Genomic DNA, 21,420 nt, shown 5'->3' on the forward strand with positions numbered 1-21,420 from the left:
ATTAAAAAGATTACCGTTTTTACGGCAAAAAACATGGAAATATCAGTAGATTTAACACTTTCACCTTTACAAAATGATTACGAAATACATGTAATTAATTTTATAAAAGCCTTACGAGATTCTAAATTTAAAGTTTTAGAAAATCCTTTAAGCACTCAAATTTTTGGACATTACGATGAGCTAATGCCTTTTTTAACCAAAGAAATAAAACGATCTTTTGAAGAAGTAGATATTTCTGTATTAACCATTAAGTTGGTTAAAACTAATAGAAGTGATTATGAACCAGATTTTTGATTTCTTTTTCGGTCAATATGCCGATTACCAAACCGCGGATATTATACTAGAAATTGTTGCTGTAATTTTCGGTTTTCTTTCAGTTTGGTTTTCCAAAAAGAATAATATTTTGGTGTTTCCAACAGGTATGATAAGCACATGTATTTTTGTATATCTGTTACTAAAATGGCAACTTTTAGGAGACATGATGATTAATGCTTATTATTTTATTATGAGCGTATATGGTTGGTATGTATGGACAAGAATGGTAGATGCAAAACACGAAACACCCATATCTAGAACCACAAAAAAGGAAAAACAAATTAGTCTCGCTATATTTATAGCAACATTAGTATTTGTTTTTGTAGTTTATAAAGCCTTTGATAAATGGACAGGCTGGGTTGCTTATGTTGATACCATTACAACAGCTACCTTTTTTGTAGGTATGTGGTTAATGGCAAAACGAAAACTAGAAAACTGGATTTATTGGATAATTGGAGACCTTATCTCAATTCCTTTGTATTTTTACAAAGGTTTTACATTCACAAGTTTTCAATATTTAGGATTCACAGTAATTGCCATTTTTGGATATTTAGCATGGAAGAAAAGCTTAAACAACAACCCAGTAGCTGCGTAAAAGTAGTTTTATTTGGCCCAGAATCAACAGGAAAGACAACTTTGTCTCGTCAACTAGCAAGGCATTATCATTCCGTTTGGGTTCCCGAATATGCTCGAGAATATCTTCAAAACAAGTGGAATAATGAGCGTAAAACTTGCGAACCCAATGATTTATTGCCAATAGCAATAGGGCAAATGAACCTTGAAAACAGTTTAGCCCAAAAAACCAACTCAGTATTAATTTGTGACACAGACTTACTTGAAACTAAAGTATATAGCGAAGCATATTACTTAGGTACTTGTGACCCGATTTTAGATACATATGCTCTAAAAAATTCTTACGACCTTTATTTTTTAACATATATTGACACGCCTTGGGAAGCAGATGACCTTAGAGATAAACCCAATGAGAGAGAACGTATGTTTAAAGCTTTTCAATCAGCTTTAGAAATGCATAATAGACCTTATATACTTTTAAAAGGAAACAAAAAAGAGCGTTTAGAATTAGCGACTAAACATATCGATAAATTATTAGAAAACAACAGATGAAATTCACTAAAGAAGATATAAATCAGATTGCGTCTAAAGGATTAAATTCCGAAAAGATAAAAGCACAAATTGAACTTTTTAAAACAGGAATTCCGTTTACTAATATTTCTAAAGCAGCAACTATAAACAATGGAATCATTGCTTTAAATGACGACACTATTAAAACATACCTTGAGGAATTCAATAACGAAAAGGATAATAAATCGTTACTAAAATTTGTACCTGCATCTGGTGCAGCTACTAGAATGTTTAAGTTTTTATTTCAATTTGTAAATGAATATAATGCAGATGAACAATCTCTTAATGCTTACATCAATAAGAACAAAATAAAGGAATTATCTCTATTTATGGTTGGTATGGAGAAATTTCCATTTTACAATCAAATATTAGAAGTACTTAAGTCTAAAGGCACTGATTTTGAAACCTTACCAAAACATGAACAAGTTTGGCTTTTTGCTAAAACTATGCTAGATGAAGATGAATTGAATTTTGGAAACCAGCCCAAAGGTTTATTACCATTCCATGAGTATAAAACAGACCATGTTTCTACAGCTTTTGAAGAACATTTATACGAAGCCGCATTGTATGCTTCTAGCAAAGGTTTAGCAAAATTACACTTTACAATTTCAGAAACGCATAAAGATAAATTTACAGACGAATTTCTTAAAATTCAGAAAGACGTTGAAGAGAATACTGGTGTAACTTTTGATATCTCATTCTCTTACCAACAGCAATCTACAGACACCATTGCTGTAACTTTAGACAACCAACCGTTTAGAGAATCTAATGGTTCTATTTTATTTAGACCATCTGGTCATGGTGCTCTTTTAAAAAATCTAAACACCTTAGATGCTGATATCATTTTTGTAAAAAACATTGATAATGTTGTAGTCTATAAATACAAAGAAGACATTGCGAAATACAAAAAGGTATTAGCTGGTATACTTCTAAAATTACAAGCTAAAACTTTTGAATATTTACATACTTTAGATGCTAATACTATTTCTGAAGCTACATTTAAATCTATTGAAGAATTCTTAACTTCAGGTTTAAACATTAAGATAACTGATGAGTATAAAAAATATGCTGATCAATATAAAATTGAATATTTACAAGAGAAACTAAATCGTCCAATCCGTATTTGTGGTATGGTTAAAAACGAAGGCGAACCAGGAGGAGGACCATTTTGGGTTAAAGATGAAAAATCTAATCAATCGCTTCAAATTGTAGAATCTGCACAAATAAATTTAGAGGACTCTCAGCAAGCCAATCTACTTAAAAATGCAACTCACTTTAATCCTGTAGATTTAGTTTGTGGTGTAAAAAACTACAAAGGAGAAAAGTTTGATTTAGAAAATTACGTAGATTACAATGCTGCTTTTATAACTCAGAAAACTAAAAACGGAAAAGATTTAAAAGCATTAGAATTACCAGGACTTTGGAACGGAAGTATGGCAGATTGGACCACCATATTTGTTGAAGTACCCATTATTACTTTCAATCCTGTAAAAACAGTAAACGATTTGCTAAAAGCACCACATCAAATTAAAAAATAGTGGACACTAGCTTACTAAAATCTGAAATAACCTATAAATACGTCCGAAGCTCAGGAAGTGGAGGACAACACGTTAATAAGGTATCTTCTAAAGCAGCATTGTATTTTGACCTAAAAAATTCAAATGCTTTAACTGAAGAAGAACGCGAAAAACTCTCAGAATTCTTTAATACGCGTTTAACAAAAGACGGAGTTTTAATGTTGGCTTGTTCTGACAGTAGAAGTCAGTTTAGAAATAAAGCTTTAGTAACACAACGCTTTTTAGAACTAATTAAAGAAGGCTTAAAAGAAGATAAAATCCGTATTGCAACAAGAGTTCCAAGAAGTGTAAAAAAGAAACGTTTAAAAAATAAACGAATCAATGCAGATAAAAAGGCAAATCGTAAACGACCAATTATTGAATAAGATTAAAGTTATCTCACAAAGGCGCAAAGCAAAGCTTTACAGATATTATTAGAGAAGCCACGCCTTTAAGATAAAAATGGCACATAAACTTTATAGCTTCTTCATACAATTTTGGGTTGCAACAAAAAAATCATCATTCATAATTCGAAATTATAAATTCTACCTTATCTTTGCCGCGTTCTCAAAAAAGGGGTGCCTATTTGCGGCTGAGATCATACCCATTGAACCTAGAACAGGTAATGCTGTTTAGGAAACGAGCGTAAAGAAAACGATAGTATATTGTTTTTGGTAAACGCAACAGTTATCAATGTTTATTTTTCTACTTCTAATTTATTGTCATTGTATATGCAATGAATAAATTTCAAAAGAAAAAGACATTTTTTAGCTTTGCTTATACCTGTAGCTCAAAACAATTAATTATTAATAATAAAGAATAATTACCTCTTTTTATTCGATTTTAAAACAATCGTAATGAAAAATTTATTTCTTTTTTTAACACTCTTAGTGTTATCAGTCAGCGCTACAGCGCAAGAAAACCAAAAACAACACAAAAAAGATTCAACCAAAGTTGAAAAACTAGACGAAGTCTTAGTAAAAGCAGTACGTGTAGATGCTAAAGCACCAATTACCCATAGCAATGTGAGTAAAGAAGGTTTAGCAAAACGTAATTTGGGACAAGACATCCCAATGCTGCTTAACTTTTTACCATCAGTGGTTACCACAACAGATGCAGGTGCAGGTGTAGGCTACACTGGCATTAGAGTTAGAGGTATTAGCTCACAATCTACCAATGTAACTATTAATGGAATTCCGTACAATGATGCTGAATCTTTAGGGACGTTTTGGGTTAATTTAGGTGATTTTGCGTCATCAACAGAAAGTCTACAATTGCAACGTGGTGTTGGTACATCTACCAATGGTTCTGGTGCTTTCGGAGCAAGTATCAATGTTTTAACAGATGCTGTTTCTAAAACTTCATTTGGAGAAATTTCAAATTCTTTTGGTAGTTATAACACAAGAAAGCACACGGTTAAATTTAGTACAGGTTTAATGAATGATCACTTTGAAATTGCTGGTCGTTTATCTAACATTGTTTCAGATGGTTATATAGATCGTGCGTCTTCAGACTTAAAATCTTACTTTTTGCAAGGCTCTTATGTAGATGATAATACCTTAATAAAAGCCATCACTTTTGGTGGAAAGGAAATTACATACCAAGCTTGGAATGGACTTGAAGATTTAGATAAATTAGAAAACGATCGTACTTACAATACTGCAGGAGAGTACACAGATTATGACGGCGTTACTCGTTTTCATGACAATCAAGTAGATAATTATACGCAAAACCATTATCAGTTGCATTGGAATCAACGTATTACCAACCAATGGTCTACAACACTTGGACTAAACTACACAAAAGGAAGTGGTTATTTTGAACAATATAAAGAAGGTGAGGACTTTGCAGATTACGGTCTTGAACCTTTAGATTTTAATGGCGAAATAGTAGACGAAACCAATTTAATTAGAAGACGTTGGTTAGATAATGATTTTTACGTTTTTAATGCCAATGCCAACTATAAAAATGACATGATCAACCTTATTTTTGGTGGATCTTATAGCCATTACGATGGTGACCATTTTGGTGAAGTGATATGGGCTCAGTATGCAAGTCAGTCTCAAATTAGAGATCGTTATTACGATGGAAACAGTGTTAAGAATGACCTTTCTGTTTTTACTAAAGCTAACTATAAGCTAAACGATAAAATAAGTCTGTATGGCGATTTGCAAGTGAGAAATGTAACTTATAAAACGACAGGAACAACATCTGACTTAGTAGAATTTGCTGTAGATAAAGACTTTACATTTTTTAATCCTAAAGCCGGAATTACTTACGAATTAAACAATGAAAACAACCTATATTTCTCTTATGCTAGAGCTAACAGAGAGCCAAACAGAACTGATTTTGAAAGCAACGAAAATATAGAAGCAGAACAATTAAATGATTTTGAATTAGGCTGGAGACACAACAAAGGCAACTTCACGTTTAATGCCAATGCTTATTATATGAGTTATAATGAGCAATTAGTGTTATCCGGAAGATTAGATGACGTTGGTAACCCAATTAGAACAAACAGTGGTAAAAGTTACCGTTTAGGTTTAGAATTAGAAGCTATAATACCAGTAACTTCAAAATTAACATTGCAACCTAATGTAACAATTAGCACTAATAAAAATCAAGAAACGATAATTGACTTTGATGGTGAATTACAAAACCTAGGAAAAACTGACATTTCGTTTTCTCCAGATTTAGTTGCTGCAAATGCTATTGTTTTTCAACCTGTAGCCAATCTTCAAATGTCATTATTAAGCAAATTTGTTGGTGAACAATTTATGAGTAATACTCAAGCTAAATCATCTTTATTAGATGATTATTTTATCAATGACTTTAACATTAATTACACATTAAAAACAAATTCTATTTTTAAAGAAATTGTATTTTCTGGCCTAGTGAATAATATATTTAATGAAGAATATATTTCTAATGGATACTACTATACTTATGATGACAGCTGGTCTAATCCAGGAAGTATTACTACTATAGAAGGTGCTGGTTTTTATCCACAAGCCACTAGAAACTTTTTGGTTGGTGTAACTTTAAAATTTTAATTACTTACCAAATACGTATTATTACCAATATTCTCAACCCTGTACGGCAACAACGTGCAGGAGTGAGAATTATTATTAAATCCTACTCCAGTTGCTAAACTAAATTGATTGGCGTCATTACAATTGTTTTCTACAATATCGCCAACGCCTGTTGACACTAAGGTGGTACAAGAAGAAGGCACTAATCCTGGATCTGCTGCATCCCAAGCGTAAAGAATTGATGTACTAGCTCTGTAGAGCCAAATACCGCTATTTCCATATCCAGAGACATAAACAGCATTTCCTGTAAATTGCAATTGACTAAATTGAGGAAAATTAGTATTTACGGTTAGGTTAACACCTACATCTAACAAAAAATTACAGTTGTTATTATCATCTGTATTACTACACGAAAATATCACGATGCAACTAAGCGCTAAGAGTATTTTTTTCATCTTCAATTTTAAAAGGCAATTTACGATTAATTCAACTATGCCGTAAATATTTTATATATTTGTATAACAATCTCGTCAGCGCGAGATTTTTTTTATGTTGATTGTATTTCAACATCTTATGATAATAAACGAAGGAATTATGAGTAAAGTATCTTATTACACAGCTGAAGGTTTAAAAAAATTAAGAGAAGAGTTAAACCAACTTAAGGACGTTGAGCGTCCAAAGGCTTCACAGGCCATTGCAGAAGCAAGAGATAAAGGTGATTTAAGTGAAAATGCAGAATATGATGCTGCAAAAGAAGCGCAAGGTATGTTAGAAATGAAAATTTCTAAAATGGAAGAAACCTTATCTGGTGCTCGCGTTATAGATGAATCTCAATTAGACACTTCTAAAGTATTAGCATTATCTATTGTAAAAATAAAAAACCAAGTTAATGGTATGGAAATGACCTATACTTTGGTGGCAGAAAGTGAAGCAGATTTAGCTTCAGGTAAAATATCTATCAATTCACCAATTGGTAAAGGTTTATTAGGAAAATCTGTTGGAGATGTTGCCGAAATACAAGTACCTAGTGGCACAATGAAGTTTGATATATTAGAAATTTCGAGATAATAAATCACTAATAAAGTAATATTACCATAGTTATAACGTAAAAAGATTCCTTATTAGAGGAATCTTTTTATATTTATAAAAGACTCAACATTTAAAATTATGGCAACACTTTTTACAAAAATAATTTCTGGCGAAATACCATCTTATAAAGTTGCCGAAACTGAAGATTTCTATGCTTTTTTAGATATTAATCCCAACTCAAAAGGCCACACACTATGCATACCTAAAAAGGAAGTTGATAAAATTTTTGATTTAGATGAAGATACATATGCACGATTAATGCAGTTTTCGAGGAAAGTAGCCATTGCTTTAGAAAAATCTATTCCTTGTGAGCGCATTGGCTTGTCTGTTATTGGTCTAGAAGTTCCACATGCACATGTTCACTTAATTCCATTACACAGTATGGATGATGCACGTTTTTCTAACAAACAAAAATTAGAACCTCAAGAATTTGAGGACATCGCAAAAAAGATCGCATCAAACTTATAATTTAAATAGAAATTACGCCACTTATTAATAAAATAATGGCAATTAGCACGACCAACACAAATGTGATTATTGCCCAAGAAATTGGTTTTAATTTTAGCGATTTAGGTTTTGTATGTAAACCTCTTTTATGGTAATCTACAACTTGTTCTATTCCGTCTGTCCACATTACAGGAAAAATTTGAACTTCACAATTTAGACATCTTATCTCGCTGCGTGTTTCGTTTGTAATTGCTTTATAAAACCTTGTTTCTGTTAACTTTTGCTCAAAAATAAGTTCTAAACTATCGTTAGAATAACACTCAGGGCAATTGTTGTTAATTCTGGCTTCTTTTAATGTGAAAAAATTGAACGAATTCATGTTCAAATTTAGGTAATTTTTCGATACACCGTTCAAAATTATTAAAGTCTATTATCTGATTTATAATTACTTAAACCTGCTTTAACACTATTTGAATTGTTGACCCCTTGCCTATTTCAGAAGTTAAGACTTTAATTTTACCTCTGTGATAATCTTCAATAATTCGTTTTGCTAAAGACAAGCCAAGTCCCCAACCTCGCTTTTTAGTCGTATAGCCAGGTTCAAAAATCTTAGTATAAGACGATTTTGGAATTCCTTTTCCTGTATCAGAAATATTAATAAATATTTGACTTTCTTGTTGTGATAATTCTAGTTTTAAATCGCCTTTTCCTTTCATAGCATCGATAGCATTTTTAACTAAATTTTCTATCGTCCAGCTAAAGAGTTGTTCATTTAAGTTAACATGAATTTGGTTATCAGGAATTACGATATCAAAATTTATAAGTTTGGAAGAACGTGACTTTAGATACTCGTAAGACGATTTTGTTACCTCTACAATATCCATTTGTTTTAACGTCGGTGCAGAACCTATTTTACTAAAACGCTCAGTAATGGTTTGTAGTCTGTCTATATCCTTCTCGATTTCTACTATATATTCAGGGTTAACCTGTTCGGATTTTAAAATTTCTGCCCAACCTACAAGTGAGGATAATGGTGTACCTATTTGATGTGCTGTTTCCTTTGCCATCCCAGTCCATAATTTGTTTTGTTCAGCAATTTTAGAACTTCTGTAAAAGAAAAACACAACGGCAGCAAATAGAAAAATTATGAGTAATAGGGCTAATGGATAATATTTAAGTTTATTTAATAAAGGAGAATTACCATAATAAATTGTTTGCTTTACTTTTTTACCTATAACAACAGGTATTGGTTGATTTTCATTTTTAAACTTATTGACCAGCGACTCCAATTTTTTCGGACTCGTTAGAGTTAAACTATCAATATTCCTAGATCTATTAACTTCTCCGTTCTCATCAAGCACAATAACTGGTGTACTAATTATGGTTTGAGTAACGACGTGTGATGTAACAGGATTGACGTCTGTATCTAAATTATCCATGCTGTTGAGATCTATTTGAGCGACAGACCACGTTTTCATTTTTGATCGTTCTTCAATCTTAAAATTTTGAAAAAACGTATAGGTATTCCAAAGAATAAGGGAAATAATAACAAAAGAAGATATAATTATAACCCAACGGATTACATTTCGGTTTAAGCTAAAAGTCATTAGAGAGAATAATTTCAATTTTAAATATAATGTAAATATGTTAATATTATTGTTCTTTAATAAGCACTAAATACTTTTATTGGCTATCGATATTAATTATATTTGTTGAAAATCAGTCAAATACATGGTTTCATTTATCCCTCAAGACTTAAAAACAAGCACATTACACGGTTATTTATTAAGTGCTGTTGCGCCGAGACCTATTGCTTTTGCAAGCACTATGGATGCAGACGGCAATCCTAATCTTTCGCCATTTAGCTTTTTTAATGTCTTTAGTGCTAATCCTCCAATTCTAATATTTTCGCCTGCTAGACGTGTTAGAGACAACACAATAAAACATACTTTAGAGAATGTTGAAGCCACAAAGGAAGTGGTTATAAATGTTGTAAATTATGATATTGTTCAGCAAATGTCTTTATCAAGCACTGAGTATCCTAAAGGGACTAATGAGTTTGACAAAGCCGGTTTAACAATGGTAGCATCAGACCTTATAAAACCATTTAGAGTTGCAGAATCACCTATACAATTAGAATGTAAAGTCAATGAAATTGTAAAATTAGGAACTGAAGGTGGCGCAGGTAATTTAGTAATTTGCGAAGTCGTAAAACTTCATATTACTGAAGAGGTTTTAAATGACGACCAAACAGTTAACCAAGAAGCATTAGATTTGGTTGCTAGAGCTGGTGGAAGTTATTACAGTAGGGCAAAAAAAGGCTTTTTTGAAATCCCTAAACCACTACAAAAAATGGGAATTGGTGTAGATAATATACCAGAACATGTAAGGAATAGCATGATTTTAACTGGTAATAATCTTGGTATGCTTGCTAATGTAGAAGCTTTGCCAACTAAAGAAGAAATAAATAAATTTGTTGATGATATTTCTGAACGTTATCCAGACATTAAATCAGCATCGCATAGAGAGAAACATAAATTGGCTCGAAATTATTTGAGCTTTGGAGACGTAAAAAGTGCTTGGAAGTTATTACTTTCGTAGCCTCAAATTAAAAAAGAATTATATAAATTATAGATTAAGCAAAAATGGAAGTACAAGGACGTATTAAAATGGTAGGAGAGACTCAAACTTTTGGTAGTAATGGGTTTAGAAAAAGAGAAGTTGTAGTCACTACAGAAGAGCAATACCCACAACACATTATGGTGGAGTTTGTTCAAGATAAGTGTGATTTACTTAACAGCTATAAAGAAGGACAACAAGTTAAAATAAACATCAACTTAAGAGGAAGAGAATGGGTTAATCCACAAGGAGAAACTAAATACTTTAACTCTATCCAAGGTTGGAGAATAGAAGCTTTACAAGCGGCTGCAAGTGGAGATATGCCACCTGTACCACCAACGGAAGCTTTTGAGCCAGTAAGTGATTTAAACGAAGGTGATAACGACGATTTACCATTCTAAGTCGTTAATCAAATAGATATAAGTAAGACTTGTTTTTTATAAAAACAAGTCTTTTTTTATGCCGTTTAACTAGGAAAGGTCATTAAAATAAAAAAGTCCCGATGGTTAGTCAGGACTTAGTATTTTGGTTTTAGGTTTAACCTTTATAAGTAAATTAAAAAAAGCAATGATGAACAAAAATTTAATTTATAAAGATTAACTCAAATATGGTGAAAATTCTGTTAGTTTCAAAGCTAAAAAAGCCTTAATTTCACTAATAGGCAACGAATTCCGTTAATAACAATGCACTTTTTAACTCAAAAAATAGAATTTCCTGATATTACTGAAGCCTCTGCAGATGGGCTTTTGGCTGTTGGAGGCGATTTATCTACGGAGCGCCTTATAAATGCATATAACAACGGAATTTTTCCGTGGTTTGATCCTGCAGAACCTATTCTTTGGTGGTCACCAGATCCTCGATTTGTATTATTTCCAGAAGACTTAAAAGTCTCTAAAAGCATGAAGCAAATTTTAAAGAAAGACACTTTTAAGGTGACCATAAATAAAGCTTTTAAAGCTGTTATTGAAAATTGCGCAATAGCTAAACGCGAAAATCAGCATGGCACATGGATTACTGACGATATGATAAAAGCATACTTAAAATTACATGAACTCGGTTACGCAAAATCCATAGAAGTATGGCAAAATGATGAACTTGTTGGCGGATTATATGGCATAGAAACCAACGATTCCGTTTTCTGTGGAGAAAGTATGTTTGCTAAAGTTAGTAATGCTAGTAAGGTTGGCTTTATTACTTTTATTCAAAACTCTAATTACAAACTGATTGACTGTCAATTACACACCAAGCATTTAGAAAGTTTAGGTGCTAAGCATATTTCGCGATCAGAATTTATTCAATTTCTTTAAAATAAGCTTTCAATTTAGTTTCAATTTTGCTTGAAGCAAATAGTTTAAACTTCATCATATCTAAAACAAGATGTTTCATGGTCGTTTACCATACCTGTCGCCTGCATGTGCGCATAGATAACCGTAGAACCAACAAATTTAAAACCTCGCTTTTTTAAATCTTTACTTATAGCATCACTAATTGGCGTATTTGCAGGTGCATTTTTATAATTTCCAACCTTATTTTTAATAGGTTTTCCATCTACAAAATCCCAAATATATTTTGAAAAAGAACCATAATCTTCCTGAATTTTCATATAAGCCTGAGCATTAGTTACGGTGGCATTTACCTTTAATTTATTTCTAATTATGCCAGCATCTTGCAATAAAGCTTCAACTTTATCAGCTTTATAATTGGCAATTTTTTTGTAGTCGAAATCATCAAAAGCCTTTCTAAAATTCTCTCGCTTTTTTAAAACAGTAATCCAGCTTAAACCAGCTTGAAATGTTTCTAACATTAAAAACTCAAACAACGTATCATCATCATAAACAGGTTTTCCCCATTCTTCATCATGATAGGTTTCATATAAATCGTTACCAACGCACCAACCACATCTGTTTTTATTCATATTGTAAGGATTTTAAAATAGTGCTACTAATGTAACAACAGTTGCACAAAAAAATGCAATGCAATCTTATTTTTGTTATATGAACACAGATACACTCGCAATAAATACAATTATTTCAGAAAGTCTAGAAAAAAGTATGACTTATCCTGAATACAGAGCATTAGTTATAAACTTAGTTGAAGAAAACTCTTCCACTGGTAATGACAAATCTGAAGCAATGGCAAATTACACACAGTTAAACGATAGACGAATGAGACGTTGGGATAAAACTGGAAAAGTTGCTGAAGACTTAAAGACCAAATTTAAAGATTTTGATAAGAAAATCACTTGGTTAGTTATTTCGGAAAGTTGGTGTGGTGATGCTGCTCACATAATGCCAATTATTCATAAAGCTGCAGAACTCAATGATAATATTGATTATAAAGTGGTACTAAGAGATGAAAATGAGTCTTTAATGAATCAGTTTTTAACTAATGGCGGAAAAGCAATACCTAAGTTAATAATGCTAGATTCTGAAACCAATGAGGTCTTAAATACTTTTGGTCCAAGACCAACAGTTGCAACTAATATGGTTAAAGCTTATAAAGAAGCGCATGGTGTTATTACTGCAGAATTTAAAGAAGACCTTCAACGTTGGTATAATAAAGACAAAGGGCAATCTACTTTAGAAGATTTGGCAAATTTGATTGGTTAAATTCTATTTGCCTTTAAACAAAAATGTTATTGTTCCAAATTGATCGTTTCTATCAGAACTATTAAACTCAACAGACTTTGCGTAAGCAATTGCATGGTCTACTAAACACTTATTACTAGAGTTAGACGAACCATTGACATAAGCATCATAAACATTACCAGAGCCGTTAACTTTAATATTAACTACTATTTTTCCGCCAACCTCACAGAGATAACGCGGAATCTTATAATATGCTAAAGTTCTCCCTTTGAGCGAATAGGTTAATGTACCTTTATTTTTAGCATGCTCATCAGCTTGCTTTTTGTTTTTTAAGCGCTGTTGTAATTCTTCTTGTAGTTTTTTGTAAGAACTGGTTTCATCAGTATTTAAAGCATATTCACCTGAATTAGCATACGATTTACTAGCACTCGTTTCTTCAGTCTCTTCTGCGCTTTCTCTTGCCTCTTCTATGGCTTTAGTCGTTCGCTCAAAATCATTTGCACTAACTGATTTAAAGTTGCGCATCATGTCCTTGTATTCCTGATCTTCGTTAAAAGCTTTATTGGTAGACTCAGCATTTAAATCTTCAAGCTTTTTAATGTCTTCTTCCGTTTTTTCTGGTTCGGGTTCTAGAAGATAATAGCTTTCACTTATGAGATCTCCTTTAAGTTTTAACTGCGCACTAAACAATACAAGAACTACAATTCCTGAAAGAAGAATTGTAATAATTAATGCCTTATGTTTATCAAGTAAGTTCAGAGTAGTAAGCGATTTATATGATATTTTATATACGAATATAACAACGAAATAGTTTAAATACCAATATTAAACCCTTGTTAAATCAATCTTTAGAAGGTAAACCGGCTATAAATTCTTCAGGAGTTAATCCATCTTCAACTTTAAAATCTCCAATCCTTGTGCGACGTAGAGCCGATAAATGAGCACCAGAGTTTAAGGCTTTACCAAAATCATTTGCCAAAGATCTTATGTAAGTTCCTTTACTACAAACCACTCTAAAATGGAGTTCTAAACCATCAATCTTTGTAATTTCAAATTCTGAGATTTCTACTTGTCTCGATTTAATTTCAACCTCTTCTCCTGCTCTTGCAAACTCGTATAATCGCTTTCCGTCCTTTTTAAGCGCTGAAAAAACTGGAGGATATTGATCTATCTTTCCTATAAATTGGTGCGTAGCCTCGTGAATTAATTCGTCTGTTATATGCTCTGTTGGAAAAGTTTCCGTGACTTCTGTTTCTAAATCATAAGAAGGTGTTGTTCCACCTAAAACAAAAGTCCCTGTATATTCTTTTTCTTGTCCTTGAAACGTATTAATTTGCTTAGTCATTTTACCTGTGCAAATCACTAACAAACCTGTTGCTAAAGGATCTAAAGTCCCAGCATGACCGACTTTTATTTTTTTAATATTGAAAGCATGCCTTATTTCCCAACGCAGTTTATTTACAGCCTGAAAAGAAGTCCAGGTCAATGGCTTATCTATAAGTAAGACTTGGCCGTTTAAAAAATCGTCTTTTGTTTGCATTAAATTTGAGTCCAGATTATTGCTATTACACCTACAACTACACAATAGATAGCAAAATAGGTTAATTTACTTTTCTTAACCAAAGCAATCATCCAGGTACAAGCGAATAAACCCGAAACAAAAGCTGCAATAAAACCAACGCTTAAATAAGTAAAACTTGTACTACTATAGGTTAATTCGCCAGATAAAACATCTTTAGCTATTTTTCCAAATATTAATGGCACAACCATTAAAAATGAAAATCGAGCCGCTTTGGTTTTGTCAATTCCTAGAAGAACTGAAGTAGAGATAGTAGCACCAGATCTAGAAATACCTGGTAACATGGCTATGCCTTGAGCAATCCCAATTATAAATCCGTCTGCTAATGATACTTTTTTATGTGTTTTCTTAGCTCTATCTGCTAAAAACAGTAATAATGCTGTGACTATAAGCATTGCACCTACTAACAGAATATTATTACCAAAGAGTTGTTCAAAAACGCGTTCGTATTTGTAACCAATAATCACTGCAGGAATCATGGATACAATAATCTTGAGTGAAAACTTAGATTCTTCTGTCCACTTTAATGTCGTTATGCTAGTAATTATACCTTTAATAATCTCTAGAATATCTTTTCTAAAGATAACCATAGTACTTAATGCCGTAGCAAAATGAAGAACTACGGTAAACATTAAACTTTCTTCTGGTATAGCATCACTGCCAAGAATGGCTTTTCCTAGCTCTAAATGACCACTAGATGATACAGGCAAAAACTCGGTAAGTCCTTGGATAATTCCTAAAATAACAGCGTCTATAATTTCCATGGGACTAAAGTATCAATTAAGGGAAGATACGTAGCAAAAGTAAACAAATTGAGTGTTATTTTTTGGATTCTTTATTTGGATTTAAAAGAATAGCATAAACCTGAATACCAAAACCAATAAGCACTAAAGTTGGTGCTAAACGAATACGTCTCCAGCTGTAAATAGATTCATCAAAAACGTTAGGATCATCGCTTCCTCCACCAGACATTAGGATAAACCCAATAACGATAAATGCTAAACCTATAAATAAGAATTTGTAGTTTTTCTTTCCAAAGATAAATTCGGATTTAGATTCTTCTTTTCTTTTTTGCTCTCCCATTAGTTTTTAAATTCTGAATAAAGGATTTGACCATCAATCTCCAACTGTGCTATATGTCTTGTTGGTCCATACAGTAAAATTGGTAGATGCAAAGTAACGGTTTTATTTAAAACTTTTGCGTTAAGGGAATCTAAATTTAAACCAGACTCTATACCTCTATTAATATAAAATCGTTCTCCTTGATCTCCTGTGAAACCAATATCGAATGTTGGTCCTGCTCTAAGTTCGATTATTTTTGCTGTTACCACCTTACATTCTGATGGTTTTGGGTTTTGAATTACACACGACTTAAAAAAGAGAACTGGTACTAAAACTAAAGACAAAACAATAATAATGGCATTTCTAACTGAGGATTTCATTGTTGGCGTTTTCAGTAATAACGAAAAGCAAACATTTTTATTTTCTCTCTTAGTAATACAACTGATCTGTTTTTAAGTTCAAGAAACGTTGTGTTGCAATAAACGTACTAATCCAAGTGATAAGAATACCTAACAAGAAAATTCCAACAAAAAGAGCAACAATTAAAACAGTGTTTTTAAGTAATTCTAATTCTGGAAATGAAATATCTAAATAATACAAAACCACAGCCATACCAGCTAAAGCTACTAAAGCACCAATAATGCCCAGTTGTACACTTTTCCAAACAAATGGTTTACGAATAAAGCGTTTTGTTGCGCCAACCATTTGCATCGTTTTAATTATAAATCGTTTAGAATAAACTGCCAAACGGATTGAACTATTAATCAGCAGAACAGCAATTAAGGTAAATATGCCACTTATGAGCAATACCCAAAATGTAATTTTCTTTACGTTATCGTTCATTAATTCAACCAAATCATTATCATATCTAATTTCTTCAATAAAAGCTTTATTAGATAAACTCTCTGTAATTTCTGTTAATTGTTCTGTGGTTACAAAATCGGCTTTTAAATGCACGTCTATTGAATTCTTTAATGGATTGTATCCTACAAAATCCATAAAATCTTCACCAGTTTCAGCTTTCATAAACTCGGCAGCTTCTTCTTTTGAGACATAAAGGGCATCTTTAGTATAATCTGCCATCGCTAAACTCTTTTTTAGCTGATTTACCTCGACCTCTTTTGCTGTATCGTTTAAGTAAATCGTCATTATCACCTGCTCTTTAAAGTGATCTGCTACTTTTTTAGAATTAATTACTAAAAGGCCTAAACAACCTAAAAGAAACAATACCAAAGCAATACTAATTACCACAGATATGTAAGAAGATATAAGTTTACGTTTTTGATATTTGTCAAAAGATGATGCCATATTTTTATTCTGTAAATTTTATTATTTAATTCGCAAACCTCGCAATCATTCTAACTATAAATAGAATTACAAGAATAACGGTTATTATTACGTATTTATTAGATGATGATTTCGATTTAGAAATACATGCATCATAACGCACTTGTTGTTCTGGGTTTAGTTTAATACTTTTTAGTCTATCCAAAATACCATTAAACATCTGAAATTCTACTTCCCTCGATGCTTTATATTGTTTTAGTTCTTCACAAACAGCCAAACTATTATCTAAAATTTCATCCTTTTTCTTTGTAATTACAGGAAGGTTTTTTTCAAAAATGGCCTTATTAATGTAATTTAAAACATCGTTTACCATTGCTGCACTGACATTAATAATGTCTTCAAGGTTTTTATTTCCTGTAATTTTTTTATTTAATTGTTTTGATAATTCTACCGTAGCATCTAAACGCTCAGATAAAAATTCTACAATTCGATTTGTTGTTTCTGCATTACAAAACCAAGTAGAATTAATAAGCTTAACAACCTTTGCTTCTTTCTTTGTACCTAAATGCGTGTTGTATATTTCAACAAAAGCCTCATAATATTTAGGGCTTAGCCAATCAATAAATTCTGTACTAAACGTATCAAAAGATGGAAATTTCACAAACGTATTCAGGTCTTTTTCCGTGATAAGCTTGTTTAGAGTCTCGTGCTCTAAAAGAATAGATTCAAATTTTTCGCTCATTTTTATGCGCTAAGGTTACGTACCACGAAATTAATAAATATTATAGCCACGCAAGTAATAATCTCTATAATTTTGAATGAAATCGATACTATAATTTTTACGCTTCTCCCTTTAATTATCAGTCAATAAGTTTAAATTTGCGACTTCAATACAAGGCAAAATATAATGATGTACGATTTCAATACCATTGAAAAAAAATGGCAAGACCATTGGGCAAAAAACCAAACGTTTAAAGCTTCAAATACAAGCGACAAACCAAAATACTACGTATTAGATATGTTTCCTTATCCTTCTGGTGCAGGTTTACACGTTGGTCATCCCTTAGGTTATATTGCTAGTGATATCTATGCACGTTATAAACGCCATAAAGGATTTAACGTCTTACATCCACAAGGTTACGATAGTTTTGGGTTGCCAGCAGAGCAATATGCCATTCAAACTGGTCAGCATCCTGCAGTAACAACAGAGGCTAATATTGCAACTTACAGAAGACAGTTAGACCAAATTGGTTTTTCTTTTGATTGGAGCCGAGAAGTAAGAACTAGTAATCCTGAATATTACAAATGGACGCAGTGGATTTTTATTCAATTATTTGAATCTTGGTACAACAACGAATCAAATAAAGCTGAAGACATAAAAACTTTAATTTCAAAATTTGAAGCTGAAGGTAATACCACAGTAAATGCTGCTTGCGATGAAAATATAGAACCGTTCACTGCTGAAGCATGGAACGCTTTTTCTGAAGTTGAAAAACAAAACATTCTTTTAAAATACAGATTAACCTATTTAGCAGAAACTGAAGTTAACTGGTGCCCAGAATTAGGAACCGTTTTAGCCAATGACGAAATTGTAAACGGAGTTTCAGAACGAGGAGGACATCCTGTTGTGCGTAAAAAAATGACACAATGGAGCATGCGAATTTCAGCTTACGCAGAACGTTTATTGCAAGGTTTAGATACTATTGACTGGACAGATGCTTTAAAAGACATTCAGAAAAACTGGATAGGAAAATCAGTTGGAGCCTCTGTTACTTTTAATGTGAATGGTCATGATGATACCATAGACGTATTTACCACAAGACCAGATACCATTTTTGGAGTATCATTTATGACCTTAGCACCAGAGCACGAATTAGTATCAAAAATTACAACCGAAGCACAAAAAGCAGAAGTTGAAGCTTACATAGAAAAAACAGCAAAACGAAGCGAACGCGATCGTATGGCAGATGTAAAAACCATTTCTGGTGTATTTACAGGCGCTTATGCAGAGCATCCGTTTTCTAAAGAACCTATTCCAATCTGGATTGGCGATTACGTCTTAGCCAGCTACGGAACAGGAGCAGTTATGGCTGTACCTTGTGGCGACCAACGCGATTTTGATTTTGCAAAACATTTTGACATAGCAATACCAAATATATTTGAAGGTGTAGATATTTCTGAAGAAGCCTTTGCTTCTAAAGACAATGTAAAAATTGCCAATAGCGATTTCCTTAACGGAATGAACTATAAAAAAGCAAGCAAACGAGCTATCTATGAACTTGAGCAATTAGGACAAGGCGAAGGTAAAACCAATTACCGTTTACGAGATGCAGTATTTTCTCGTCAACGTTATTGGGGCGAACCGTTCCCAGTATATTATGTTGATGGCATGCCTCAAATGATTGATAAAGCACATTTACCAATTGTATTGCCAGAAGTTGAAAAATATTTACCAACAGAAGAAGGCGAACCACCTTTAGGACGTGCAGACGTTTGGGCTTGGGATACAGAAAATAATGCTGTGGTTTCTAATGATAAGATAAACCATACAACTATTCATCCTTTAGAACTCAACACCATGCCAGGTTGGGCAGGAAGTTCTTGGTATTTTTTCCGTTATATGGAAGATGCAGCCAATAGAGATGGCGTTTTTGCAAGTGAAGAAGCCTTAAAGTATTGGGAAAATGTAGACTTATACATTGGAGGAAGCGAACATGCAACAGGTCATTTATTGTACTCTCGTTTTTGGGTAAAATTATTGAAAGATAGAGGTTTTGTAAATGTTGAAGAACCTTTTAAAAAGCTAATTAACCAAGGAATGATTTTGGGGACTAGTGCTTTTGTTTATAGAGAAGAAAACACAAATACATACTTATCTAAAGGATTAACTGAAGATAAAAATGTGCTTCCAATTCATGTAAAGGTTAAATACATCAACGCTTCAGATGAATTAGATATTGAAGGGTTAAAACAAGATTCTGAATTCGGAGACGATTATGCTGATGCTGAATTTATTCTTGAAGACGGTGTTTACAAAGTTGGAAGAGACGTTGAAAAAATGTCGAAATCAAAATACAACGTCGTTAATCCAGATGATATTGTAGCAGATTATGGCGCAGACAGCCTAAGACTTTATGAAATGTTCCTTGGTCCATTAGAACAATACAAACCTTGGAATACGGCTGGTATTACAGGAGTTCACGGTTTCCTTAAGAAACTATGGAAATTATATGTTAGCGAAGATGGTTTAAAAGTTAACGATGCAGAACCAACAAAAGACAACTTAAAGACCTTACATAAAACCATAAAGAAAGTACAAGAAGATATTGAGAATTTCTCTTTTAACACCTCTGTTTCTACCTTTATGATTGCTGTAAACGAATTAACGGCTCAAAAGTGTACAAGTAAAGATATATTAGAACCAGTATTGGTTTTAATTTCGCCTTATGCACCGCATATTGCTGAAGAATTATGGTCGCAATTAGGACATGAAGGCTCTATATCCACTGTAGATTTTCCGGAATTTGAAGCCAGTCATTTAGTAGAAAGCAGTAAAAAATATCCTATTTCATTTAATGGTAAAATGCGTTTTACTTTAGAGTTACCAATGGATATGAGCAAAGACGATATCGAAAAAACCGTTATGGCACACGAGAAAACCATAGCGCAATTAGATGGCAGAACACCTAAAAAGGTCATCGTAGTGCCTGGTAAAATTGTAAATATTGTTGGGTAAACTGATAAAACATATCATCATAACTTTGTTACCAATTATAGGTTGGTCTCAAAGTTATGTTGGTACTATTGGTAATTATCCTATTCATTTAGAAGTCAACGTTTATCCACATGAAAAAGACTCAACCTCTGGCGAATTAGAAGGTTATTATTTTTACGATTCTAAATTAATAAGTATTCCTATTTGTGGTCGTTTTAATAAAGAAAGTGTCGCTTTAATTGATGGATATTACTTCTCACATGAAAAGGTTTTTGATGCCGACGAAGTTTTTGACTTAACAAAAAAAGGCAATCAACTTATAGGCAATTTCACTTTAAAAGATGATACTTATAAAGTCATTTTAACCGAAACAGAACAAGAACCATTAGAAGATTTTAGAAATCCTAAACTAACTTTTGTAAAAGATAGTGTTGTTAATTTCAAGGACAAACAGTTGGTTTGGTTTACAGAGAAATATTCAAAATTACCATTATTTAGATTAGGCAACGGTTTTACAAAAGCACAAAGAGCTAAGTTCAATCCTATTTTAGATGCTATTCACCTTGAAGATGCTAAAGATAATTTAGACTGTAATTCTTGGTTTGAGATTTCATACGAAATCAACCTCGTCAATGATAAATTTATAAGTTATTTAAAACAATACAGTGTCTATTGTGGTGGAGCACATCCTTCGCATGGCAACGTAGGTTATAATTTTAACCTTAAAACATTAGAGGTCCTTGAGGACGTAGAATCTTTATATCCAAAGGTTGATTTCTTTCAGAAATTAAAAGACAAATATCAAGATTCTGAAAATGATGTTGCAGATGAAGAGTGTGAAACTTTTGTAGACGACAGTTATTGGCAATACAAGACATGGAATTTAACCTCAGAAGGTGTTATTCTTATACCGAATTATCCGCATGCAATGACGCCTTGCGAAGATCACTATTTTCTGAGTTACGCTGAACTTATAAAAGCGTAATGT

General features: G+C 32.5%; 25 protein-coding genes. 14 read left to right on the forward strand and 11 right to left on the reverse strand.

Annotated features, from left to right (window positions below):
• Positions 1-33 precede the first annotated feature (33 nt).
• The 6 genes from Q0891_RS13335 (at position 34) to Q0891_RS13360 (ending at position 6,067) form a co-directional block, all read left to right on the forward strand.
• Complete coding sequence (locus tag Q0891_RS13335; RefSeq protein ID WP_299102331.1) at positions 34-294, forward strand: hypothetical protein; 261 nt, start codon at positions 34-36, stop codon at positions 292-294.
• Positions 278-910 carry a nicotinamide riboside transporter PnuC gene (gene pnuC, locus Q0891_RS13340; protein WP_299102333.1) on the forward strand — a complete coding sequence of 211 codons (633 nt, stop codon included), beginning with the start codon at positions 278-280 and terminating at the stop codon, positions 908-910. The genes Q0891_RS13335 and pnuC overlap by 17 nt, the downstream gene beginning before the upstream one ends.
• Positions 871-1,440 (forward strand): ATP-binding protein, encoded by a 570-nt coding sequence (locus tag Q0891_RS13345; protein WP_299102335.1) that lies wholly within the window; start codon positions 871-873, stop codon positions 1,438-1,440. Before pnuC ends, Q0891_RS13345 begins: the two co-directional genes overlap by 40 nt.
• Positions 1,437-2,996 (forward strand): DUF4301 family protein, encoded by a 1,560-nt coding sequence (locus Q0891_RS13350; protein ID WP_299102337.1) that lies wholly within the window; start codon positions 1,437-1,439, stop codon positions 2,994-2,996. Before Q0891_RS13345 ends, Q0891_RS13350 begins: the two co-directional genes overlap by 4 nt.
• A complete protein-coding gene (gene arfB, locus Q0891_RS13355; protein WP_299102339.1) occupies positions 2,996-3,400 on the forward strand; it encodes an alternative ribosome rescue aminoacyl-tRNA hydrolase ArfB in 405 nt (134 codons plus the stop codon). Before Q0891_RS13350 ends, arfB begins: the two co-directional genes overlap by 1 nt.
• 471 nt (positions 3,401-3,871) lie before the next feature.
• Positions 3,872-6,067 (forward strand): TonB-dependent receptor, encoded by a 2,196-nt coding sequence (locus Q0891_RS13360; RefSeq protein WP_299102341.1) that lies wholly within the window; start codon positions 3,872-3,874, stop codon positions 6,065-6,067.
• On the opposite strand, the gene Q0891_RS13365 is transcribed toward Q0891_RS13360, so the two are convergent.
• Positions 6,064-6,501 (reverse strand): hypothetical protein, encoded by a 438-nt coding sequence (locus tag Q0891_RS13365; protein ID WP_299102343.1) that lies wholly within the window; start codon positions 6,499-6,501, stop codon positions 6,064-6,066. The genes Q0891_RS13360 and Q0891_RS13365 overlap by 4 nt on opposite strands.
• Positions 6,502-6,640: 139 nt before the next feature.
• Here Q0891_RS13365 and greA point away from each other — a divergent pair, with 139 nt between their 5' ends.
• Both greA and Q0891_RS13375 read left to right on the forward strand, forming a co-directional pair.
• A complete protein-coding gene (gene greA, locus Q0891_RS13370; protein WP_299102345.1) occupies positions 6,641-7,114 on the forward strand; it encodes a transcription elongation factor GreA in 474 nt (157 codons plus the stop codon).
• A gap of 99 nt (positions 7,115-7,213) precedes the next feature.
• A complete protein-coding gene (locus Q0891_RS13375; protein ID WP_299102347.1) occupies positions 7,214-7,603 on the forward strand; it encodes an HIT family protein in 390 nt (129 codons plus the stop codon).
• A gap of 1 nt (position 7,604) precedes the next feature.
• Here Q0891_RS13375 and Q0891_RS13380 read toward each other — a convergent pair whose 3' ends face one another.
• Together Q0891_RS13380 and Q0891_RS13385 are read right to left on the reverse strand one after the other, a co-directional pair.
• Positions 7,605-7,961, reverse strand: a complete 357-nt coding sequence (locus Q0891_RS13380) for a hypothetical protein (RefSeq protein ID WP_299102353.1) — start codon at positions 7,959-7,961, stop codon at positions 7,605-7,607.
• Between the two features lie 70 nt (positions 7,962-8,031).
• Positions 8,032-9,189, reverse strand: a complete 1,158-nt coding sequence (locus tag Q0891_RS13385) for a HAMP domain-containing sensor histidine kinase (RefSeq protein ID WP_299102559.1) — start codon at positions 9,187-9,189, stop codon at positions 8,032-8,034.
• A gap of 124 nt (positions 9,190-9,313) precedes the next feature.
• Here Q0891_RS13385 and Q0891_RS13390 point away from each other — a divergent pair, with 124 nt between their 5' ends.
• The 3 genes from Q0891_RS13390 to aat all read left to right on the forward strand — a co-directional run bounded on the left by Q0891_RS13390 (position 9,314) and on the right by aat (position 11,508).
• The gene (locus Q0891_RS13390; RefSeq protein ID WP_299102355.1) at positions 9,314-10,183 is read left to right on the forward strand and encodes a flavin reductase family protein; all 870 of its coding nucleotides are present in this window, start codon (positions 9,314-9,316) and stop codon (positions 10,181-10,183) included.
• A gap of 44 nt (positions 10,184-10,227) precedes the next feature.
• A complete protein-coding gene (locus tag Q0891_RS13395; RefSeq protein ID WP_299102356.1) occupies positions 10,228-10,602 on the forward strand; it encodes a DUF3127 domain-containing protein in 375 nt (124 codons plus the stop codon).
• A gap of 282 nt (positions 10,603-10,884) precedes the next feature.
• A complete protein-coding gene (aat, locus tag Q0891_RS13400; RefSeq protein WP_299102358.1) occupies positions 10,885-11,508 on the forward strand; it encodes a leucyl/phenylalanyl-tRNA--protein transferase in 624 nt (207 codons plus the stop codon).
• A 44-nt stretch (positions 11,509-11,552) separates the two neighbouring features.
• Here aat and Q0891_RS13405 read toward each other — a convergent pair whose 3' ends face one another.
• On the reverse strand, positions 11,553-12,116 hold the full coding sequence (locus Q0891_RS13405; protein ID WP_299102360.1) for a DNA-3-methyladenine glycosylase I: 564 nt from the start codon (positions 12,114-12,116) through the stop codon (positions 11,553-11,555).
• Between the two features lie 79 nt (positions 12,117-12,195).
• Between Q0891_RS13405 and Q0891_RS13410 the strand changes: the two genes are divergently transcribed.
• Entirely contained in the window at positions 12,196-12,810 is a 615-nt protein-coding gene (locus Q0891_RS13410; protein ID WP_299102362.1) for a thioredoxin family protein, read from the forward strand.
• 3 nt (positions 12,811-12,813) lie between these two features.
• Here the strand turns inward: Q0891_RS13410 and Q0891_RS13415 are convergent, their stop codons facing one another.
• The 7 genes from Q0891_RS13415 to Q0891_RS13445 all read right to left on the reverse strand — a co-directional run bounded on the left by Q0891_RS13415 (position 12,814) and on the right by Q0891_RS13445 (position 17,459).
• Positions 12,814-13,479, reverse strand: coding sequence for a hypothetical protein (locus Q0891_RS13415; protein ID WP_299102364.1), 666 nt, complete (start codon positions 13,477-13,479; stop codon positions 12,814-12,816).
• Between the two features lie 151 nt (positions 13,480-13,630).
• Positions 13,631-14,329 carry a tRNA pseudouridine(55) synthase TruB gene (gene truB / locus Q0891_RS13420; protein WP_299102366.1) on the reverse strand — a complete coding sequence of 233 codons (699 nt, stop codon included), beginning with the start codon at positions 14,327-14,329 and terminating at the stop codon, positions 13,631-13,633.
• The gene (locus Q0891_RS13425; RefSeq protein WP_299102368.1) at positions 14,329-15,132 is read right to left on the reverse strand and encodes an undecaprenyl-diphosphate phosphatase; all 804 of its coding nucleotides are present in this window, start codon (positions 15,130-15,132) and stop codon (positions 14,329-14,331) included. Before Q0891_RS13425 ends, truB begins: the two co-directional genes overlap by 1 nt.
• A 55-nt stretch (positions 15,133-15,187) precedes the next feature.
• On the reverse strand, positions 15,188-15,451 hold the full coding sequence (locus tag Q0891_RS13430) for a DUF3098 domain-containing protein (protein ID WP_299102370.1): 264 nt from the start codon (positions 15,449-15,451) through the stop codon (positions 15,188-15,190).
• Positions 15,451-15,810 (reverse strand): hypothetical protein, encoded by a 360-nt coding sequence (locus Q0891_RS13435; RefSeq protein ID WP_299102372.1) that lies wholly within the window; start codon positions 15,808-15,810, stop codon positions 15,451-15,453. The genes Q0891_RS13430 and Q0891_RS13435 overlap by 1 nt, the downstream gene beginning before the upstream one ends.
• Before the next feature lie 49 nt (positions 15,811-15,859).
• Positions 15,860-16,738, reverse strand: a complete 879-nt coding sequence (locus tag Q0891_RS13440; protein ID WP_299102373.1) for a permease-like cell division protein FtsX — start codon at positions 16,736-16,738, stop codon at positions 15,860-15,862.
• Between the two features lie 25 nt (positions 16,739-16,763).
• On the reverse strand, positions 16,764-17,459 hold the full coding sequence (locus Q0891_RS13445; RefSeq protein WP_299102375.1) for a hypothetical protein: 696 nt from the start codon (positions 17,457-17,459) through the stop codon (positions 16,764-16,766).
• Between the two features lie 165 nt (positions 17,460-17,624).
• On the opposite strand from Q0891_RS13445, the gene leuS reads away from it, so the two are divergent.
• Positions 17,625-20,453, forward strand: coding sequence for a leucine--tRNA ligase (gene leuS / locus Q0891_RS13450; RefSeq protein WP_299102377.1), 2,829 nt, complete (start codon positions 17,625-17,627; stop codon positions 20,451-20,453).
• Between the two features lie 25 nt (positions 20,454-20,478).
• Positions 20,479-21,417: a hypothetical protein gene (locus Q0891_RS13455; RefSeq protein ID WP_299102379.1), complete on the forward strand. Its 939-nt coding sequence runs from the start codon at positions 20,479-20,481 to the stop codon at positions 21,415-21,417.
• Positions 21,418-21,420: the final 3 nt, after the last annotated feature.

The organism is uncultured Winogradskyella sp. (genome assembly GCF_947498005.1).
Taxonomy (GTDB): Bacteria; Bacteroidota; Bacteroidia; order Flavobacteriales; family Flavobacteriaceae; genus Winogradskyella.

Bases quoted from the DNA above. Each gene is read 5' to 3' on its own strand.
- aat (WP_299102358.1), top strand. From the start codon at position 10,885: ATGCACTTTTTAACTCAAAAAATAGAATTTCCTGATATTACTGAAGCC.
- Q0891_RS13380 (WP_299102353.1), bottom strand. From the start codon at position 7,961: ATGAATTCGTTCAATTTTTTCACATTAAAAGAAGCCAGAATTAACAAC.
- Q0891_RS13365 (WP_299102343.1), bottom strand. From the start codon at position 6,501: ATGAAAAAAATACTCTTAGCGCTTAGTTGCATCGTGATATTTTCGTGT.
- leuS (WP_299102377.1), top strand. From the start codon at position 17,625: ATGATGTACGATTTCAATACCATTGAAAAAAAATGGCAAGACCATTGG.
- Q0891_RS13390 (WP_299102355.1), top strand. From the start codon at position 9,314: ATGGTTTCATTTATCCCTCAAGACTTAAAAACAAGCACATTACACGGT.
- truB (WP_299102366.1), bottom strand. From the start codon at position 14,329: ATGCAAACAAAAGACGATTTTTTAAACGGCCAAGTCTTACTTATAGAT.
- Q0891_RS13395 (WP_299102356.1), top strand. From the start codon at position 10,228: ATGGAAGTACAAGGACGTATTAAAATGGTAGGAGAGACTCAAACTTTT.
- Q0891_RS13405 (WP_299102360.1), bottom strand. From the start codon at position 12,116: ATGAATAAAAACAGATGTGGTTGGTGCGTTGGTAACGATTTATATGAA.
- Q0891_RS13335 (WP_299102331.1), top strand. From the start codon at position 34: ATGGAAATATCAGTAGATTTAACACTTTCACCTTTACAAAATGATTAC.
- pnuC (WP_299102333.1), top strand. From the start codon at position 278: ATGAACCAGATTTTTGATTTCTTTTTCGGTCAATATGCCGATTACCAA.
- Q0891_RS13345 (WP_299102335.1), top strand. From the start codon at position 871: ATGGAAGAAAAGCTTAAACAACAACCCAGTAGCTGCGTAAAAGTAGTT.
- Q0891_RS13350 (WP_299102337.1), top strand. From the start codon at position 1,437: ATGAAATTCACTAAAGAAGATATAAATCAGATTGCGTCTAAAGGATTA.
- greA (WP_299102345.1), top strand. From the start codon at position 6,641: ATGAGTAAAGTATCTTATTACACAGCTGAAGGTTTAAAAAAATTAAGA.
- Q0891_RS13410 (WP_299102362.1), top strand. From the start codon at position 12,196: ATGAACACAGATACACTCGCAATAAATACAATTATTTCAGAAAGTCTA.
- Q0891_RS13375 (WP_299102347.1), top strand. From the start codon at position 7,214: ATGGCAACACTTTTTACAAAAATAATTTCTGGCGAAATACCATCTTAT.
- Q0891_RS13440 (WP_299102373.1), bottom strand. From the start codon at position 16,738: ATGGCATCATCTTTTGACAAATATCAAAAACGTAAACTTATATCTTCT.
- Q0891_RS13360 (WP_299102341.1), top strand. From the start codon at position 3,872: ATGAAAAATTTATTTCTTTTTTTAACACTCTTAGTGTTATCAGTCAGC.
- Q0891_RS13445 (WP_299102375.1), bottom strand. From the start codon at position 17,459: ATGAGCGAAAAATTTGAATCTATTCTTTTAGAGCACGAGACTCTAAAC.
- Q0891_RS13430 (WP_299102370.1), bottom strand. From the start codon at position 15,451: ATGGGAGAGCAAAAAAGAAAAGAAGAATCTAAATCCGAATTTATCTTT.
- Q0891_RS13385 (WP_299102559.1), bottom strand. From the start codon at position 9,189: ATGACTTTTAGCTTAAACCGAAATGTAATCCGTTGGGTTATAATTATA.
- Q0891_RS13425 (WP_299102368.1), bottom strand. From the start codon at position 15,132: ATGGAAATTATAGACGCTGTTATTTTAGGAATTATCCAAGGACTTACC.
- Q0891_RS13435 (WP_299102372.1), bottom strand. From the start codon at position 15,810: ATGAAATCCTCAGTTAGAAATGCCATTATTATTGTTTTGTCTTTAGTT.